The sequence below is a fragment of the Paenibacillus sp. ClWae2A genome (genome assembly GCF_032452295.1).
Lineage (GTDB): Bacteria > Bacillota > Bacilli > Paenibacillales > Paenibacillaceae > Paenibacillus.
In genome coordinates this window covers 871883-889449 of sequence record NZ_JAULSQ010000001.1, presented here as the reverse complement: position 1 = coordinate 889449, position 17567 = coordinate 871883, and the positions used below count along the sequence as shown (strand labels likewise).

At 46.0% G+C, this 17567-nt stretch carries 19 protein-coding genes; 10 read left to right on the top strand and 9 right to left on the bottom strand.

Going from position 1 to position 17567, the window contains the following annotated elements; all coding sequences use genetic code 11:
• Positions 1-115 precede the first annotated feature (115 nt).
• On the top strand, positions 116-1417 hold the full coding sequence (locus QVE09_RS03625; protein WP_315935719.1) for a pyrimidine-nucleoside phosphorylase: 1302 nt from the start codon (positions 116-118) through the stop codon (positions 1415-1417).
• A 119-nt stretch (positions 1418-1536) separates the two neighbouring features.
• Here the strand turns inward: QVE09_RS03625 and QVE09_RS03620 are convergent, their stop codons facing one another.
• Both QVE09_RS03620 and QVE09_RS03615 read right to left on the bottom strand, forming a co-directional pair.
• Positions 1537-2520 carry a TIGR03943 family putative permease subunit gene (locus QVE09_RS03620; RefSeq protein ID WP_315935718.1) on the bottom strand — a complete coding sequence of 328 codons (984 nt, stop codon included), beginning with the start codon at positions 2518-2520 and terminating at the stop codon, positions 1537-1539.
• An 82-nt stretch (positions 2521-2602) separates the two neighbouring features.
• Positions 2603-3646, bottom strand: a complete 1044-nt coding sequence (locus QVE09_RS03615; RefSeq protein WP_315935717.1) for a permease — start codon at positions 3644-3646, stop codon at positions 2603-2605.
• Between the two features lie 273 nt (positions 3647-3919).
• On the opposite strand from QVE09_RS03615, the gene QVE09_RS03610 reads away from it, so the two are divergent.
• Positions 3920-5119 carry a GTP-binding protein gene (locus QVE09_RS03610; RefSeq protein WP_315935716.1) on the top strand — a complete coding sequence of 400 codons (1200 nt, stop codon included), beginning with the start codon at positions 3920-3922 and terminating at the stop codon, positions 5117-5119.
• Between the two features lie 69 nt (positions 5120-5188).
• On the opposite strand, the gene QVE09_RS03605 is transcribed toward QVE09_RS03610, so the two are convergent.
• The gene (locus QVE09_RS03605) at positions 5189-6046 is read right to left on the bottom strand and encodes a stalk domain-containing protein (RefSeq protein WP_315935715.1); all 858 of its coding nucleotides are present in this window, start codon (positions 6044-6046) and stop codon (positions 5189-5191) included.
• A gap of 169 nt (positions 6047-6215) precedes the next feature.
• On the opposite strand from QVE09_RS03605, the gene rpmG reads away from it, so the two are divergent.
• From rpmG to QVE09_RS03575, 6 genes are all read left to right on the top strand, one after another.
• Positions 6216-6365 carry a 50S ribosomal protein L33 gene (gene rpmG, locus QVE09_RS03600; protein WP_036613813.1) on the top strand — a complete coding sequence of 50 codons (150 nt, stop codon included), beginning with the start codon at positions 6216-6218 and terminating at the stop codon, positions 6363-6365.
• A gap of 49 nt (positions 6366-6414) precedes the next feature.
• The gene (locus tag QVE09_RS03595; protein ID WP_315935714.1) at positions 6415-7122 is read left to right on the top strand and encodes a metal ABC transporter ATP-binding protein; all 708 of its coding nucleotides are present in this window, start codon (positions 6415-6417) and stop codon (positions 7120-7122) included.
• Positions 7068-7961, top strand: coding sequence for a metal ABC transporter permease (locus tag QVE09_RS03590; protein WP_315935713.1), 894 nt, complete (start codon positions 7068-7070; stop codon positions 7959-7961). Before QVE09_RS03595 ends, QVE09_RS03590 begins: the two co-directional genes overlap by 55 nt.
• On the top strand, positions 7948-9081 hold the full coding sequence (locus tag QVE09_RS03585) for a metal ABC transporter substrate-binding protein (RefSeq protein ID WP_315935712.1): 1134 nt from the start codon (positions 7948-7950) through the stop codon (positions 9079-9081). Before QVE09_RS03590 ends, QVE09_RS03585 begins: the two co-directional genes overlap by 14 nt.
• Before the next feature lie 163 nt (positions 9082-9244).
• On the top strand, positions 9245-9727 hold the full coding sequence (locus tag QVE09_RS03580) for a hypothetical protein (protein ID WP_315935711.1): 483 nt from the start codon (positions 9245-9247) through the stop codon (positions 9725-9727).
• 46 nt (positions 9728-9773) lie between these two features.
• Positions 9774-10475, top strand: a complete 702-nt coding sequence (locus tag QVE09_RS03575; protein ID WP_315935710.1) for a M50 family metallopeptidase — start codon at positions 9774-9776, stop codon at positions 10473-10475.
• Between the two features lie 97 nt (positions 10476-10572).
• Here QVE09_RS03575 and QVE09_RS03570 read toward each other — a convergent pair whose 3' ends face one another.
• From QVE09_RS03570 to QVE09_RS03550, 5 genes are all read right to left on the bottom strand, one after another.
• Positions 10573-10944 (bottom strand): DUF4363 family protein, encoded by a 372-nt coding sequence (locus QVE09_RS03570; RefSeq protein ID WP_315935709.1) that lies wholly within the window; start codon positions 10942-10944, stop codon positions 10573-10575.
• Positions 10945-10970: 26 nt separating this feature from the next.
• Complete coding sequence (locus tag QVE09_RS03565) at positions 10971-11699, bottom strand: DUF421 domain-containing protein (protein WP_105599036.1); 729 nt, start codon at positions 11697-11699, stop codon at positions 10971-10973.
• Positions 11700-11901: 202 nt separating this feature from the next.
• On the bottom strand, positions 11902-12765 hold the full coding sequence (locus QVE09_RS03560; RefSeq protein WP_315935708.1) for an SDR family oxidoreductase: 864 nt from the start codon (positions 12763-12765) through the stop codon (positions 11902-11904).
• Entirely contained in the window at positions 12762-13829 is a 1068-nt protein-coding gene (gene uxuA, locus QVE09_RS03555) for a mannonate dehydratase (protein ID WP_315935707.1), read from the bottom strand. The genes QVE09_RS03560 and uxuA overlap by 4 nt, the downstream gene beginning before the upstream one ends.
• 40 nt (positions 13830-13869) lie before the next feature.
• Entirely contained in the window at positions 13870-14547 is a 678-nt protein-coding gene (locus tag QVE09_RS03550) for a GntR family transcriptional regulator (protein WP_315936087.1), read from the bottom strand.
• 272 nt (positions 14548-14819) lie between these two features.
• On the opposite strand from QVE09_RS03550, the gene QVE09_RS03545 reads away from it, so the two are divergent.
• Both QVE09_RS03545 and QVE09_RS03540 read left to right on the top strand, forming a co-directional pair.
• On the top strand, positions 14820-15122 hold the full coding sequence (locus tag QVE09_RS03545) for an ArsR/SmtB family transcription factor (protein WP_307535698.1): 303 nt from the start codon (positions 14820-14822) through the stop codon (positions 15120-15122).
• A 90-nt stretch (positions 15123-15212) separates the two neighbouring features.
• Positions 15213-16616: an aldehyde dehydrogenase gene (locus QVE09_RS03540; RefSeq protein ID WP_315935706.1), complete on the top strand. Its 1404-nt coding sequence runs from the start codon at positions 15213-15215 to the stop codon at positions 16614-16616.
• Positions 16617-16647: 31 nt separating this feature from the next.
• On the opposite strand, the gene QVE09_RS03535 is transcribed toward QVE09_RS03540, so the two are convergent.
• Positions 16648-17559: an AraC family transcriptional regulator gene (locus QVE09_RS03535; RefSeq protein ID WP_315935705.1), complete on the bottom strand. Its 912-nt coding sequence runs from the start codon at positions 17557-17559 to the stop codon at positions 16648-16650.
• Positions 17560-17567 lie beyond the last annotated feature (8 nt).

The following is a 17567-nucleotide window of genomic DNA, read 5'->3' as shown; positions in this document are numbered from 1 at the left end:
TGCAAAATGGATCAAAAAAACTTGGAGACAACAGCGATCGGAGGAACGATCCGGAGCCGGAACGGTCCCAGTACAAAGTGTTCTATACAAATCATTTACCCGAGGAGAGATCATCATGAGAATGGTAGACATTATTGCCAAGAAACGCGACGGAAAAGAACTGACAACAGCTGAGATTGATTTTGTTGTTCAAGGATACACACAAGGAGAGATCCCGGACTATCAAGTCAGCGCATGGGCGATGGCGGTATTCTTCAAAGATATGACAGACAAGGAACGCGCTGATCTGACGATGTCGATGGTAAATTCCGGTGAAACGATCGACCTGTCCGCTATCGAAGGCATCAAAGTAGACAAGCACTCCACAGGAGGTGTGGGCGATACAACAACACTGGTACTCGCTCCGCTTGTTGCTGCACTGGATGTGCCTGTTGCCAAAATGTCCGGACGTGGACTTGGTCACACGGGTGGTACAACAGACAAGCTGGAATCCGTTGCTGGTTTCCACGTAGAGCTTGAAAAAGAAGAGTTCATTCGTCTCGTCAACGAACACAAGGTTGCGGTTATCGGACAAAGTGGTAATCTAACGCCTGCAGACAAAAAGCTCTATGCACTGCGTGACGTAACAGCTACCGTTAACTCTATTCCACTGATCGCTAGCTCCATCATGAGCAAGAAAATTGCAGCAGGTGCAGATGCGATCGTACTGGATGTTAAAACGGGTGCTGGTGCATTCATGAAAACAACGGAAGATGCTAAAGAATTGGCACATGCCATGGTAAGCATCGGTAACAATGTTGGACGCAAAACGATGGCTGTTATCTCCGATATGTCCCAACCACTGGGTCTGGCGATTGGTAACGCGCTTGAAGTGAAAGAAGCCATCCTCACCCTGCAAGGTAAAGGTCCGAAAGATTTGGAAGAACTGTGTCTGGCACTTGGACGTCAGATGGTATTCCTTGCTGGCAAGGCAGATTCCTTGGAGCACGCTGAGGAGAAATTGAAAGAAGTGATCCACAACGGTAAAGCACTGGAGAAATTCAAAGATTTCCTGGCAAACCAAGGCGGAGACGCTTCGGTTGTCGATCATCCAGATCGCTTGCCACAAGCACAATACCTGGTTGAAGTCCCAGCAGACAAAGACGGCTATGTTGCCGGAATCGTCGCTGACGAAATCGGAACTGCAGCAATGCTGCTCGGCGCAGGCCGTGCAACAAAAGAATCCGAGATCGATCTCGCTGTTGGTCTGATGCTGAACAAAAAAGTGGGTGACCCAGTCAAAGCTGGTGAGTCTCTCGTAACGATCCATGCCAATCGTGAAGACGTAGCAGACGTCATCGCGAAGATCAAAGAAAACATTACAATTGCGGATCATGCCGATGCTCCTGTATTGGTTCATGATATCGTAACGGAATAATACAATCAGAGCAGACGAGATGTAATCTCATATCTGGCTTAATATGAAAGCCCCAAAGCGATGTAATCCATAGCTTTGGGGCTTTTTGTCGTTGAAAAGTACGCTGTTAATGATAGCGATTATCGGCTCTTTATTTGTTCATACGCCATCACCGAATCGGCACTTGTATAGATATAAGGCGTGGATGGCTCGGCTACAGGTGTCACCTTTGTTGCCCGAATCTCAATGGTATCTTTACCATTCACCTGTGCAGAGCCGATGCTGCCATCGATTTGCACCCAACTGTCTGTAGGGAAGCTATCCGCTTCTGGGATGTGAATCATCACGCCAAAGGGAGCCGCATCAGCGGGGCAGCACATGACGAGAAATCGTCCCAGTGCAAAATGTGATTCATGATCCATGCTTTTGTCACGGTAAACAAAACCGGTTAACGAGATATCTTTGCCTGCAAATTGTCGCTGGAACATATCGATCGTGCCGAGGGTTTCAGAGAAAATCTCAGGATAGACTCGGATGACCTGTTCTGCATACAACTTCTCCGCCAGTTCAGCGAATTCGCGGCTGTACTCATCTGGAGGGACGAATTGTACTTTGGTAGCCGATGCAGACTGAACAGCCGTTGATTGTTGTGTGAGATCTTGTACTTTCAATTGCGTTGCCGGATCAGGTAAAGGCTCTTTGCGACGAATCTCGGGAGGGGCATAGGTGAGAGACATGCCTTTCTGACTGGCCATGGAACTGCCGAGCGCCCGATCAGTTAACAGAAATCCCAGCAACAAGGGTATGGCAATCAGACCATATACCATTGAGCTGCGAAGGAACCCTGAGGGCGGTGGATGCTCACAGTCACAATGAATCTCGTTTCTACCGAACAGTCCATGCCAGGCCATGATAACAGCAATAAACAATAAGGGAACAGGACAGCATAACAGCAGTTTTTGCATGGTAGGAGCCAAATAATAATGAAGCGAGTCACTTGAATTCAAGTGAATAATGTACACCGCGAGCCCGCCGATCCATACCGCACGGATTAAGTTATGCCATTGGATGACGTGTGATCTTGGAACGGGAGGTTTGCTCATCGTATAGACAGTGTGGTTCATATCATCACCTCATTTCTATTCATCGTCAGGATGAAAGTTCATGTGATTAATTATTCAGGTCATAAAGTATGTTGCTCAACGTTTATACCAGCAGGTTAATCAACCACGAGCCGGCAAAGACAAGCATGATAATGGCTAGACTTAGACCGATAACAAACCGGGTACGGAAGGTAGAGAGCAGCATCAGGGTGCTTTTGAAATCCAGCATTGGACCAAGCACAAGGAAGGATACCAGCGGTCCCAGTGCAAACATATGTGAGAACGCAGAAGCCACAAAAGCATCAGAAGTAGAGCATAGAGACAGTACATAAGCAAAGCCCATCATGAACACGTAAGAGGCCACAGGACCATTGCCAAGTGAGATCAGATCGCTGCGGCTAATGAATGTCTGAATGCAGGCTGTAATGAGGGCACCAATCACCAGATATTTGCTCATATCGACGAATTCATCTCCGGCATGAATGAAGAAGCTACGCCAGTTTTTCACATGGTTGTGATCATGAGCATTTGCGTGTGCATGAGCATGAGGTTGCGCCATTTTAAATCCAGGATGCGTCTTGATCTCCCCTGTCACTGCGACCTTTGGCATCCGAAGGGGATTTCGACGAACAAACACATACACGAGCATGCCTATGGAAGCTGCTACGGCAAAGGCCAGTCCCATACGGGCAATGGTAATCTCAGGATGGGAGGGAAAGGCAAGCAAGGTTGCTGTGAACACGATGGGGTTGACTACGGGACCACTCAAGATGAACGTCACTGCGATATAGGCTGGCATGCCTTTGTGCATCAACCTTCTCACTACCGGGATCATTCCACATTCACAGATGGGAAAAATAATACCGAGCAGTCCCGCGACCAGTACACCGCCGATCGGATTCTTGGGCGTGAGTTTACGGACCATTTCTTCAGATACGAACCACTGCATGAGCGAGGACAATAACACGCCCATGAGCAGAAAAGGTGCGGCTTCAAGAAAGATACCCATGAATACGGTTTTCATATTTTGCAAAGCTTCACTGTTCCATACTTCCTTCAAGTCTGGAGCCATTGTGATCAACACGGGAACAAGAAATGCACAAGGGATCAGGAAGGACAGGAGCTTCAAATTGGCTGCCATTTTCATGAAACAGACCTCCACAACTAGGACTTTGCTAAAATATATGCTTGTACGTACAGCAACATACATCGTTCAACTATTTTAATCAACATTTTTACGATTAATGAAGATTTTTCATCATATTAGAGTTGACAACCGCAAGAAAACTGAGGTATAGTTCGGATTGATCATATTTAATAGTAATTATTACGATTAAATATAGTGAGTCTATTTTTGATCCCTCATAGGGTCAGAAAAAAGATGGGGCATTACAAATTATGCAGAGTGGAGGATGCAGAAATGTCAGATCAACAGGTTCAACAGCGGGTTCCAGTAACCGTACTTAGCGGATATTTAGGCGGAGGCAAAACGACACTGCTCAATCATGTGCTTCATAACCGCGAGGGGATGAGGGTTGCTGTCATCGTCAATGATCTCAGTGAGGTTAACATCGATGCAGGTTTAATACGAGATGGTGGAGGCCTATCACGCATTGATGAGAAGCTGGTAGAGATGTCCAATGGTTGCATCTGCTGCACATTGCGGGAGGATCTGCTGAAAGAAGTTGAGCGGCTGGCGATGGATGGTTCTTTTGACTACATATTGATTGAATCCACTGGAATTGGTGAACCGGTACCTGTTGCACAGACGTTTACGTATATTGATGAGGAACTCGGCATTGATTTGACGAGATTGACTCGTCTCGACACGATGGTTACAGTTGTTGATGCTGCCCAGTTCTGGCGTGATTTTTATTCCAAGGAAACATTGAAGGATCGTGGACAGGAAGCTGGGGAGGACGATGTTCGCGGAATCGTTCATCTGCTGACGGATCAGGTGGAATTCTGTGATGTGCTGATTCTTAACAAATGTGATCTGGTGTCGGAGGAAGAATTAACGAAGCTTGAAAAGGCACTACACGCTATGCAGCCGGAAGCCAAGCTCATTCGCACGATACATGGGCAGATTGATCCGAGAGAAATATTGAACACAGGACGTTTTGATTTTGAAAAAGCAAGCCAGTCCGCGGGTTGGATCCGCGAATTAATGAAAGAAGAACATACTCCGGAGACTGAAGAATATGGAATTCATTCATTCGTCTATCATCGTAAACGTCCATTCCACCCGGAACGCTTGCTGCGTTGGATTGCGAAATATCCAGATAGTATTGTGCGATCCAAGGGTCTGATGTGGCTGGCGACTAGGAACCATATGGCAATCTCTTTCAGTCACGCAGGCACATCGAAGCAGCTTGCGCCAGCAGGAATATGGGGAGGTGCGATGAGTGAGGAGGAAAGGCAACTGCATTTTGGCGACACGCTGCCAAGCATACCGGACTGGGATGATGAGTGGGGTGACCGGGTAACCAAATTAGTATTTATCGGCATTGATATGGACCGGGCGGCGATTGAATGTACATTGGATGAGACCCTTCTTACGGAGGAAGAGATGTTGATCAACTGGCGTGAACTGAAAGATCCTTTTCCCGCGTGGAGTTGAAGTGAAAAGAAAAGATCTTCAAGTGCAATAGTGCCCCTGAAGATCAATGCTGATATTGTATTAAGGGTTTTAGCTAAAATACAAATCGCCAAGATAAAAATCACCATTGCCGCTTTTTTGCGGACTAAACACAAAGGTAAGGTACACTCCATAGGAACCCGTCCATCCTTGTGGATAATAAATGGCTTTGTAACTGTGTCTTGTTTTGGTTTTATCGTTCATTGCAATCACTTTAAAATCAGCTGATTTGATGTTAATCAACTGATCTGCATATTTAGTCAGCGTTTTTTTATCATTTGCTGCAATGATACCTTTGACTGTAGTCTTAAATTTATCTTTCTGGGATTGCTTACCCAGATCAAAAATGTCGATCTCGGGATTTTCAATAACTTTAGCATCTATGTATTTATCAAATTCACTAGTGCTACCTGTTTTAAGTGCTTTACCATACATTTTGATCAATGTTAAAGATTCTTTCTGCAATTTGACTATCATCTGAGCGTCAGTTCCAGTCATCTTGATTGAGCCCGAAGTGCTTGAGTTACTTGAACTACTTGGTTTACTTGAATCTTCAGAACCTTTGGCACCTGTACTGCTGTTATTACTACTCGAACTACTTGGTTTACTGTTACCTGAGTTAGTGATACTTACAACTTTGTTGCTAACATTCAGAGATACGTTGGCTCCGAGTGCTTCTGCTGTGGTACTTACAGGCAAGTATACATCACCGTCATATACCAGTGCATTCAGTTTGTCTCCAGCTTCATTCTTGGGTGTCCAAGACAAACCGTTTACTTTAAAGCTAATGTTGCTGTCGAGTGCTGCTTCGATATCTTGAATTCCGTTTGAAGCTGCTACACCCAGGGCACCGAAAGCCAAACTGCATGCTACCAATGACCCAATAAAAGTTGATTTCTTGATCTTCATCTAGTTCCTCCGTAGGTAAATTATAATGATACCAAAGCAGTATATCATATGAAATTATAATATGCATACAAAATTTTACTGTAGCAGATATGGATTTGACAAAAGAAAAGCCATAGTCTAATTTTATTAAATAGTAATTATTACGATTAAATAAGAGGAGGCAACAACTATGAGAGTCATTGTAACCTTAGCCTGCACCGAGTGCGGGGATCGCAACTACACAACAACCAAGAATAAACGTAACCATCCAGAGAGACTTGAGATGAAGAAGTACTCCCCACGTTTGAAGAAAATGACGATCCACCGGGAAACCAGATAAATTTTTTTGTTGTTTTTAAATCGTAATATTTACGAAAAGAGGGAGTGGCATGATACTATCTTCCATGCGTGATGTTGTATTTGGATATGGCAAAGAGCCAGTCATTGATCAACTGTCGCTGGATATCCATGTGGGAGAGTTCATAGGCATCACAGGTCCCAATGGTTCTGCGAAGACGACCCTGTTAAAGCTGCTGCTGGGGCTGTTGAAGCCCTGGAGCGGCACGATACATATGAATCCGCAGTTGAAACGTGGGAACAACTCCAATATCGGTTATGTGCCCCAACAGGTGGCATCGTTTAATAGTGGGTTTCCCAGTATCGTGATTGAACTGGTTCGGTCCGGATGTTACACCAAGCTGGGATTATTCCGCAGATTCACAGCAGAGCAGGATGCCATTGTTGAACGCAGTCTGCGGGAAGTTGGCATGTGGGAATATCGGAATACACGCGTCGGTGAGCTGTCTGGTGGACAGAAGCAGCGGATCTGTATTGCAAGAGCTATGGCTGGGCAACCACAGGTTCTCGTACTGGATGAGCCTACAACGGGAATGGACCGCCATAGTCGTGAAGGATTTTACAATCTGATGCGCCACTATGTTGATGCTCATGGGATAACTATTATTATGGTTACTCATGGACTGGAAGAAATGGGGAATCGATTGGATCGAACGATTACTTTGGAGCGGCAAGAAAGTGAGGAATGGCAGTGTTTGAGTACGAATTCATGCAACGTGCCTTCTGGGCAGGGGGGCTGATTGGAGTCATCGCTCCAATTTTGGGTGTTTATCTGATGCTCAGGCGGCAGGTTCTTATGGCAGACACGTTATCCCATGTCTCACTCGCAGGGGTGGCGCTCGGTTCGGTCATGAATCTTAACCCGGTGATCTGCGGATTCGCCATTGCAATTATCGGTGCATTACTGGTTGAACAACTGCGGCGAACTTACCGAACCTACAGCGAGGTACCTGTAGCAATCATTATGACTTCGGGGTTGGCCCTTGCTGTGGTATTGATGAGTCTCCAAACCAATCTGTCCAAGACCTTCAGCTCATACTTATTCGGATCAATTGTCGCGGTTAGCGATATGCAGTTGTGGATGATGGCAGGCGTGTGTGTGATGGGTTTACTTTTTTTCATTCTGCTACGAAGACCTTTATATAGCCTAACCTTTGATGAAGAGACAGCTTCGATTGGAGGTGTTCAGGTGAGAGGTTTATCATTTGCATTTGCCATTCTGACAGGAATGACTGTAGCTTCAGCCATGCCGATTGTCGGTGTGTTGCTGGTGTCTGCTCTCATTGTACTGCCTGCTGCCTTGGCACTAAGAGTGTCTCGCAGTTTTACAGCAGCGATTATTGTCGCGGTAATTACAGGATTAATTGGTATTTTTAGCGGACTGACTACATCTTATCATCTAAATACGCCACCGGGAGGAACAATTGCACTCATCCTGTTGGTCTTCCTATTGACTGGAATATCAGCGCAAAAGCTGATTGCACGATATAACCGCAAGCGTCACCGCAAAGAGACAAAATCACAGCACGTCATTCTGGTCAACCATTCAAGGAGGAATACATCACATGAAATTCAGTAAAAAAGCAACGCTCGGATTGTTGTTCAGTCTTACAATTATCGTCGCAGGCTGCGGACAAAAATCCACTTCTGATGCGAATACAAGTTCTGCGGGTGCCGCTAACAAGGTCTCCACCTCCACAGAGAGTGAAACCGCAAAATTAAACGTGCAGGTCAGCTTCTACCCGATGTATGAGTTCACCAAAAATGTGGCAGGTGATCTGGCCGATGTGCATACACTCGTTCCAGCAGGAATGGAGCCTCATGATTGGGAGCCTACACCACAAGATATTGCAAGCATTGAAAAAGCGGATGTGCTTGTATACAATGGTGCGGGTATGGAATCATGGATGGATCAGGTCACCGGAAGTCTGAGCAATGCTTCACTCATTCAGGTGGAAGCGAGCAAAGGAATTAACCTGCTTGAAGGTGGAGAGCATGATCACCATCATGAAGATTCAGAGGCAACAGAACATGACCACGATCATGACCATGCGAATGAAGCGACTACAGAAGAACATGATCACGACCACGATCATTCAGATGAAGCAACTGCTGAAGAACACGACCACGATCATGACGCCGAGGCGGAAGAAGGACATGGGCATGATCACGGTGGACTGGATCCTCACGTATGGCTGTCACCTGCACTGGCTGTCAAAGAAGTACGCATTATTGAAGCAGGACTGACGCAGGCCGCCCCGGAACATGCTGAACAGTTCAAGCAGAATGCAGATGCCTACATTGCTCAGCTGGAGTCATTGGATCAAGATTTCAAGGCGGCTGTGGCGGATAGCAAACGCAAGGATTTCATCACACAACACGCTGCATTTGGCTACCTTGCCCAGGAATACGGATTGCAGCAGGTGCCCATCGCAGGATTGTCTCCTGAGCAAGAACCTTCGGCAGCACAGATGGCATCGGTCATTGATTTTGCGAAAGAGCATCAGGTGAAGACCATTTTCTTCGAAACACTGGTTTCATCCAAAGTGTCTGAGACGATTGCAAGTGAAGTGGGGGCCAAAACGGCTGTATTAAACCCGATTGAGGGACTCACCGAGGAAGAGATCGCGGCGGGAATGGACTACATTAGCGTGATGAGACAGAATTTGGAGGCACTGAAACTGGCACTGAACGAATAATAAAAGATCCATTTGATGCCTTTCACCGAAAAAGGTACAATAATACAACATGCTGAGGAATGGAGTGCCATTCCTTTGCCTTTTTGCGAAGCAGAGAGCACAGGGATGTGCTCTCTCTTTGTTGATAAGGTGACCGGATCAAGGATACAGGAGGACGCATTAGATGAATTTAAATGAGGAACATGAAGTGCTGTTAAGTGAACAGCCTGCCCATCTGTGGAGACGGCGTAAGCTGGAACTGATGCACTGGACGGAACGTGACAAACATACGGTATCCGCGAAGAAAACGGAGATTTGGAACGGTGCTGAAGTTGATACCGAACTCGTGAAGGCACTGTCCATACTTCAAAGTGCGGGGGTAAAGACGGAATTTTCATGTGCAGGGGTGAGTCCGCTTGACGAACCTGTCGATCATTCCCTTTATGCTTATGTTACTCTGGTACAAAGTGAAGTTGCAGCTCAATTCGTGGACTACGCGCTCCGTCGGATGCGGAATCGATTACTTGTTACACTCGAGGCCGAAAAGGGCCGCTATGATCTATCTTCTTTTTTCATTGGACACAATCGGAGCTTCTGCTGGTGGATGGAGAACTGCGCCTTACAGTTCGGAAGCCGAAACGAATCGAGTGAAAAAAGCGTAGTATAAAGGAGGATAGGTTTGTATATTTGAAGGTAAAGGAGGTATGACACGATTGAATAAGTGGGTCAAAACGATACTTTTTCTGCTAGGCTCCGTCTTTCTTACACGATTCATCCCATTCTCGTCCTTGTTCCGCAACCTGGATACGATGATTCACGAATTCGGTCATGCACTAATGACACTGGTATTGTCTGGTAAAGTGCTGCGGATTGAATTATACGCTGATCATAGCGGTGTAACGTATTCGTCCATGCTGACACCAGGCAGATCGATTCTGGTTTCTCTGGCGGGATATATCAGTGCATCATTGTTTGCCTGGCTGTTGTTTTACTTATACCGCAAAGGCTTGCACATGTGGGGACTCGGGATTATGACGGCTGTCGCTCTGGTGTCGCTCCTGTTGTATGTAAGAGGGGAGTTTGGCATGTTATGGTTGACCGGGTTCATCCTACTTAACGTTGTCATTATGATTTTTGGTGCCAAGATTGTGAAGTACTATTACCTGTTACTGGCGTTTCTTACGCTGGAAGAGTCGGTCGTTAGTGCCGTATACGTTGGACTGATGTCCTGGACTCAACCTTCACGGGCAGGGGATGCGGCGAATCTCGCTCAGCAGACATTCCTTCCGGCGCTATTCTGGGGAACGCTGTTTGCATTGTTTGCACTGTGGTGTGCCAAGGGAGCACTCAGTCTCTTTTTCCGCAAAGAAGGCACTTCGCGATCGTCACGGTCTCGGGGATTACGAAGAGCGTAACGGATATAAAGTAATATAAAAGAAGGCACTTCCTTTCTTCATGAAAGGATAGTGCCTTTTGTTTTTGGACTTACATCTGATATTAAAGATTTTGAATTTAATCTCCAAGATTTTCCCATAACACGTAAAAGTAATAAATCTCTTCCATAATCGCCTTGTCATCCTCTGCCGCAACGCCACCCTTGATCCGAGCAAGGGTGCCCAGAATATCATATATCGTTTCACGCTCCACGCTGAATTGAATGCGGTTGACGATTTTATCCCAGGCCTTCATTGCGTAATCGATTTTAGACTTGGCTTCAGTCCATTTTTTACCCTCAACCTGTTTCTCTAATGTTTGTATAGATTCAAGCAAGCGATCATCGGTGCCAAAGGGCTTTTTGAGAAAGGCTCCGCTAGCCATAATTGCAACAAACACAAGAATGAGGAAGATCGGAAGCACATATAGCAGCCAGAAACGCGTTTTCATTCAACCGCCTCCTTGATGTAAAGAGTTTAGAAAGGCCCCTCATAATCGCCCATATCGATTTTTTCGGTGATTTTATCTTCGAATAGATCAACATACAATTTGTCATTGGGCAATATGGCGGCAAAAGCAATATCCTGTATCGTGATCTTTTGCTTCTTAAGCTGCTCGCTGAGCCAGTTGATATCTTTGTTTCTTTCCTCCAGATTTTGCTTAATCAGAAGGCCATCAATGATAATCTCGGTCATCAGCTTGCTCTTGGGCGGGTGCATATGCATGTCTTTCGCGGTTACGGGTTGATTCTCCGGTTTCAAAACAACCGAAAGGCTACCGTCCGGTTCCAGAATGGCATAGTCTAGCGTTGTAATATCAAATACATCCTTTTGCCTAAGCATCATGGTCAATTCGTCAAATTTGACTCGCATTTTACTCAGGTTCTGTTCGAGAATTTTACCGTTCTGGATGATCAATGTGGGGTCAGAGTCCATTAGTTTAGAGATGGTACGATTCTTCAGCGTAATATACTGAAAGATGATCGTAATGATTGTGAAAATGGTCAATGCCACAAAATGAATCCACGCCTTGGATGAAAGATCGGTTGCAAAAGTCCCCGCAATGGAACCGATTGTGATGCCGTTAATGTAATCAAAATACGTCAAGTTACCCATCTGCTGTTTGCCTAGCACTCTTGTATAGATGATCAGGGTCAGGAAGGCAATAATAGACCTTACTGCAACAACCCATGTTTCTTCCATCATATATGTATCACCTTCCTTTACTTCACTTCGCATAGTACTATAACAAGCTTTTCCTAGGCTGGATGATCTTATGCTTGAACGCAAAAAAACGAAACCTGGGTAAGTATCCCAGGCTTCGGTTTCATTAACTACCTATATTAGTTGAACTGATTCATTTACACGTAACGGAGGTCTTTCATCAGAGTGTCTGTGTAAATAATTGTTACACACCGGAATACGCCATAAATCCGCCATCTACCGGAATGACTGTACCCGTGACAAAGCCGGACTGTCTTTCATCCGCAAGCCACATCAATGTGCCGAGCAGGTCTTCCGGTTTGCCGAAACGGCGCATGGGTGTATGAGCAATAATTTTGCTGGAACGTTCCGTTGGTGAGCCGTCTGGTTGCAGTAATAGATTACGGTTTTGCTCAGTCAGGAAGAACCCGGGTGCGATAGCATTGACACGAATACCGGATTCGGCCAGATGAACGGCGAGCCACTGCGTGAAGTTGTTAATGGCTGCCTTCGCAGCGCTGTAAGCAGGAACTTTGGTCATGGGCGATGGGGCGCTCATGGAAGAAATGTTTATGACAGTGGCAGGAACATCGCGCTCTATCATATGTTTTGCAAAGATCTGAGTGGGTATGAGAGAACCGACAAAATTCAGATCCATCACCTGACGAAATCCCTCTACACTTACATCGAAAAATGTAGTGACATCGCGCTTTTCCAGATCTTCCAATCTAAAAATTTCATTCGTGGTGTTGGCACTTGCGTTATTGCCACCGGCGCCATTAATAAGAATGTCACATGGTCCAAGCTGTTCCAGCACAGCATCTGCCGCCGCTTGCACACTATCGGCCTGGGTTACGTCACAGGCAATAGCAATCGCTTTGCCACCGGCAGCTTCTATCGCAGATACAACTTCCTGTCCCTTGGACACGGTGCGGTTCAGGATGGCTACACTCGCACCGTGCCGAGCCAGTTCTTCCGCCATGGAGCGGCATAATACTCCAGCACCTCCGGTGATTACAGCCGTTCTGCCTTCAAGACGAGATGAGCGTTCATATTGACGTTCACTCATGCTTTTGCCCTCCTTTGCAGGGAATCCCAGACGCCCCAGAGATACATGATCCCCAAAGCCCGGTCATAGAGTCCATAACCAGGTCGGCACTGTTCTCCCCAGAGATGACGACCGTGGTCGGGTCTTGCATAACCTTCATAACCGATATCGTGATAAGCCTCAACAACCCCTGCAATATCAACACTGCCATCCTGACTGCGATGTGAGGTTTCGATAAAGTCGCCATTATCGTAGATTTTGACATTACGAATATGAGCAAATGGAATTCGATCCTTGAACTCATGTATCATCCCGATAATGTCATTGTCAGCATTCGCTCCCAAAGAGCCACTGCATAACGTCACGCTATTGTAAGGGCTATCATAAAGATTCAAATATTTCCGAACATTCTCCTGACTCGTTATAATCTTCGGTAATCCAAAGATTGGCCAAGGCGGATCATCGGGATGGATGGCCATTCGAATGCCCAGCCGTTCGGCTGTAGGAATAATTTCTTGCAGGAAATAACGTGCGTGCTCCCACATATGATCCTCGGTTACATCCTTGTAGGCTTCGAACAGACCCGTTAAATACTGCAATCGTTCCGGCTCCCAACCTGGCATGGTGAGTGCGGAGTTTTCGGTAATGCGTCGAACCAGTTCCAGGGGTTCTATATCCGCGAGTTTACTGTGCTCATAGAAGAGGGCAGTTGAGCCATCTTCCATTTCCTTGTGCATATCCGTGCGAAGCCAGTCGAAGATCGGCATGAAGTTATAACAGATGACCTTCACACCCACCTGAGCCAGTTTCTCCATTGTTTTAATGTAGTTCGCAATGTACTTATCTCTTGATGGCAGACCCAACTTGATATCCTCATGGATGTTTACACTCTCAACGACATCTAGATGTAACCCTGCCTTGTCCGCTGCTGCTTTGACAGCGAGTATCTTGTCCATCGGCCATTCCTCGCCAGCAGGAACATCGTGCAGTGCCCACACAATACCTTCAACACCCGGAATCTGCCGGATATGATCCAGCGTTACCGTATCATTGCCTTCGCCGAACCAGCGAAAAACCATTCTCATCACGTTCACCTCATCATGAATAGTAGGAAGAAAAATTCACTCATTGAAAATAGGACGGATATGTATCCTGCAGGACAGCTAAATCGGTGACAGTTAAATGCAAATGTTCCTGCATCAGTCGCTCTGCTGTGTCGGCATCATGCTGCTGAATGGCCTTGACCATGGATCTGTGCTGTTCAATCAGGTGATCCCACTGATGATCGGAGGACAGGCGTAACATGCGACTTCGATTCAAATGTACATTCATCTGCTGGATAACAGTCCAGGTGTTGCTTTTGTTGCAGCCTGCAAAAAGAGTGCTATGGAATTCCTCATCCAATTGGAACATTCGTTCATCATCCGGTTTGACCCTGCATTCCTGTTGCCAGGCAAGGTTCTGTTCAAGTGCCAGCATCTGTTCGTTCGGAAAGTTCTCGCAGGCGAGCCTGATGACGGCTCGTTCGAGCTGTTCACGCATGAACCGTGCTTCCTCAACGAGATCGACCTGAATCAGAGAGACGTATGTACCACGCTGTGGGTACACTTCCAGCAGACCTTCCTGAGCAAGCCTTACAAAACTTTCTCGAACAGGTGTCCGGCTGACCTGAAACTCCAGCGAAATTTCCTTCTCAGAAATAGCTGTTCCCGGAGGCATTTTCAGACTCAAAATGAGTTGTTTCAGCGTGAAGTAAACGACATCTCGGGTTGAGTAAGATTGCTTATTATTCATGGAAGACATACTGCTCGCAACAGGCAACAAACCGGCTTTGGATGATAACTTTGGGGTATATTCCACAACTTCAACTCCTTCGTTGATATACTACCATACTTGTATGGTAGTGTGGAAGCGCTTTATCGACATTATATTAAATTTAGTTGATGATTCACTTGCAGTTCAAGGGAGTAAAGAGTACAATTCAGTTATTAGGTTCTATCGTTTAAACCAACAGACATAAAACAGAGAAAATATACGTAGAAATAATGAAGAAGAAATAGTATAGAGGTGAAACCATGGGACAAAAAGCAATTAGCGTTTTTCAAACCTGTATCCCGTTATTTCAGGTGTTAAGTGACAACCATCGTCAATCCATTTTGCTGACGCTCACCGAGAAGGGCAGAATGACAGTGAATGAAATTACCGAACAGTCCAGCCTATCCCGACCAGCCATATCTCATCATCTCAAGTTGTTGTTAGAGAAGGGGCTTATATCTGTGGAACAGAAGGGCACACAGCGATATTATTCGGCTTCACTGAATGCATCGGTGGAACTGTTGAAGGAACTGGTAACTGCTTTGGAAGAAGAGTGTCTGTAGATTAATAGTGATAAAACATGCTTTTGCATGTGCCTTATAGGTTCGTAAGTTTAAACGCTTGATCAATAATAAACAGAGGAGTATGTATATATGACAACGACTATACAGGAAGTAACCAGTCAGGAAGTTGAACAGATTTTGGAGCAGCAACGACAATTCTTTCGTTCCGGGGCCACACGATCGGCAGAAGCTCGAATTGCCCGTCTGACCCAACTCAAGCAGGCCATTCAAAAGTACGAATCCAGACTGACAGAAGCTCTCTATCAGGATTTGGGCAAAAGTGAGTTTGAATCCTACACAACCGAGATCGGATTTATGATGGACAGCATCACACACACTATTCGTAAAGTGAATAAATGGGTGAAGCCCGTTAAAGTAAAAACGCAAATGGCACTCCTGGGTTCCAAAAGTTATATTATACCTGAACCCTATGGAGCCGTTCTCATCATCGGACCGTTCAATTATCCATTTCAACTCTTAATCGAACCATTGGTAGGTGCGATTGCGGCAGGCAACACAGCCGTGCTCAAAGCCTCAGAGAATACACCTGCGGTGTCCGCTGTTGTACGTGAAATGATTGCGAGCGTGTTCGAACCGGCTTACGTACAAGTGCTTGACGGTGCTAAAGACACGACGACAGCGCTGATTAACGCGCCATTCGACTATATCTTTTTTACAGGCAGTGTACCGGTAGGCAAGATTGTAATGGAGGCAGCTGCCAAAAATCTCGTTCCCGTTACGTTGGAACTGGGCGGTAAGAGTCCGGTCATTGTTGATGAACAGGCGGATATCAAAGTAGCTGCGGAGCGCATTATATGGGGCAAGCTGCTCAATACAGGACAGACCTGTATCGCACCCGATTATTTGCTCGTGCATGAGCGCGTGAAAGAACAGTTACTCACAGAGTTGAAAGCAGCGATTGTGTCCTTCTTTGGTTCGGATATCCAGCACAACAAGGACTATGGGCGAATTGTGAACAAGGGACATTTTAAACGGCTGACGACTCTGATTGAACGGGATCAGGCCAAAGTGATCTATGGGGGAGCTTCGGATGAGGAAGATCGCTTCATTGAACCTACTTTAATTGATGCGGAGTCCTGGGATGCAGCAACGATGGAAGATGAGATTTTTGGACCCATTCTGCCAATCATTAGCTATCATAACTTGGATGAAGCCATTGTAGAAATCGTAAAGCGGCCGAAACCACTCGCCTTGTATCTGTTTACTTCCGACACCGGGGTTCAGGACAAAGTGCTGCGCGAAGTTTCTTTTGGAGGCGGCTGCATTAACGATACCATCACGCATGTAGCGAATCCGCGTCTGCCATTTGGCGGTGTTGGTCATTCCGGTGTTGGCTCGTATCATGGGCAGTACAGCTTCGAAACCTTCTCTCATCTCAAAAGTGTACTGAAAAAAAGCACCAAATTGAATCTGCCGATTCTATATCCACCGTATGATAACAAGCTGAAGTTGATTAAACGTTTGTTAAAATAAATAAGAAAGACAAAAAGCCTGCTACTGGAACTCATTCCAGAGCAGGCTTTTCCTGTCGGTAACGGGATGGTGACATGCCGGACCAGCGCTTGAATTGACGACTGAAATGGGCAATATCCTTATAACCAAGCATGACAGCAATATTTTGAACGGACAGCTTCGGATTGCCCAGAAGAAGCTTCGCTTCATGCAAAACCAACTGGGACAATACAGCACGTGGAGACTGACCAAACACCTGCTTGAACACGCGATTACAGTGAGAAGAACTGATGCCCAGCTCTGCTGCAATATCATCAATACCATAGTGACCGTTGGACTCGTGTCCCTGTTTGAATTGCTGACTCATCAGGCCTTGCAATCGATTACGAATCTGGTGGGCGAGTTCAATCTTCTCGTGTCCGTCGGTAAACCATTGCGCTGCCTCTTGCGAGACCGCCTCCCACAGATGGCCAAATAGTTCAAATACTGCAGATTGCAGCTGCATACGCTGTACCATCGTATTGGCTGTTTCATCATCCGCAGATGACATCAATTTGCGCAAAACCGGCTCAATCTGCTGTGTAACCGGACTATCCGCACGGAATCGTATTTGTTTGATACGTGCTAGCAACGATAGGAACAATTGATCATCAATGTCAAAATGCATGCAAAAATAAGCGAATCCCTTGCCATTATGGCTCTGACTGGAATGAATGCTTCCCGGAGGAATCAGGAGCAGTTCGCCAGCCTTTTGAATATATAGGGTGCCGTTCACCATCATGCGTTGCTCGCCTTCCGTGACATAGTTCAATTCATATTGAGGGTGCTCATGCGCCGGATAATCCCAGTCCTTACCTACACTTCGTAAATGAATGGCGAACAGATTGACCGTTGTTTGCACATCTGGATAAAAAACTTCACGGACACTTTCTCCCAAAGTAGGAGGTAAGTACGTTGAAGACATGGAAGATT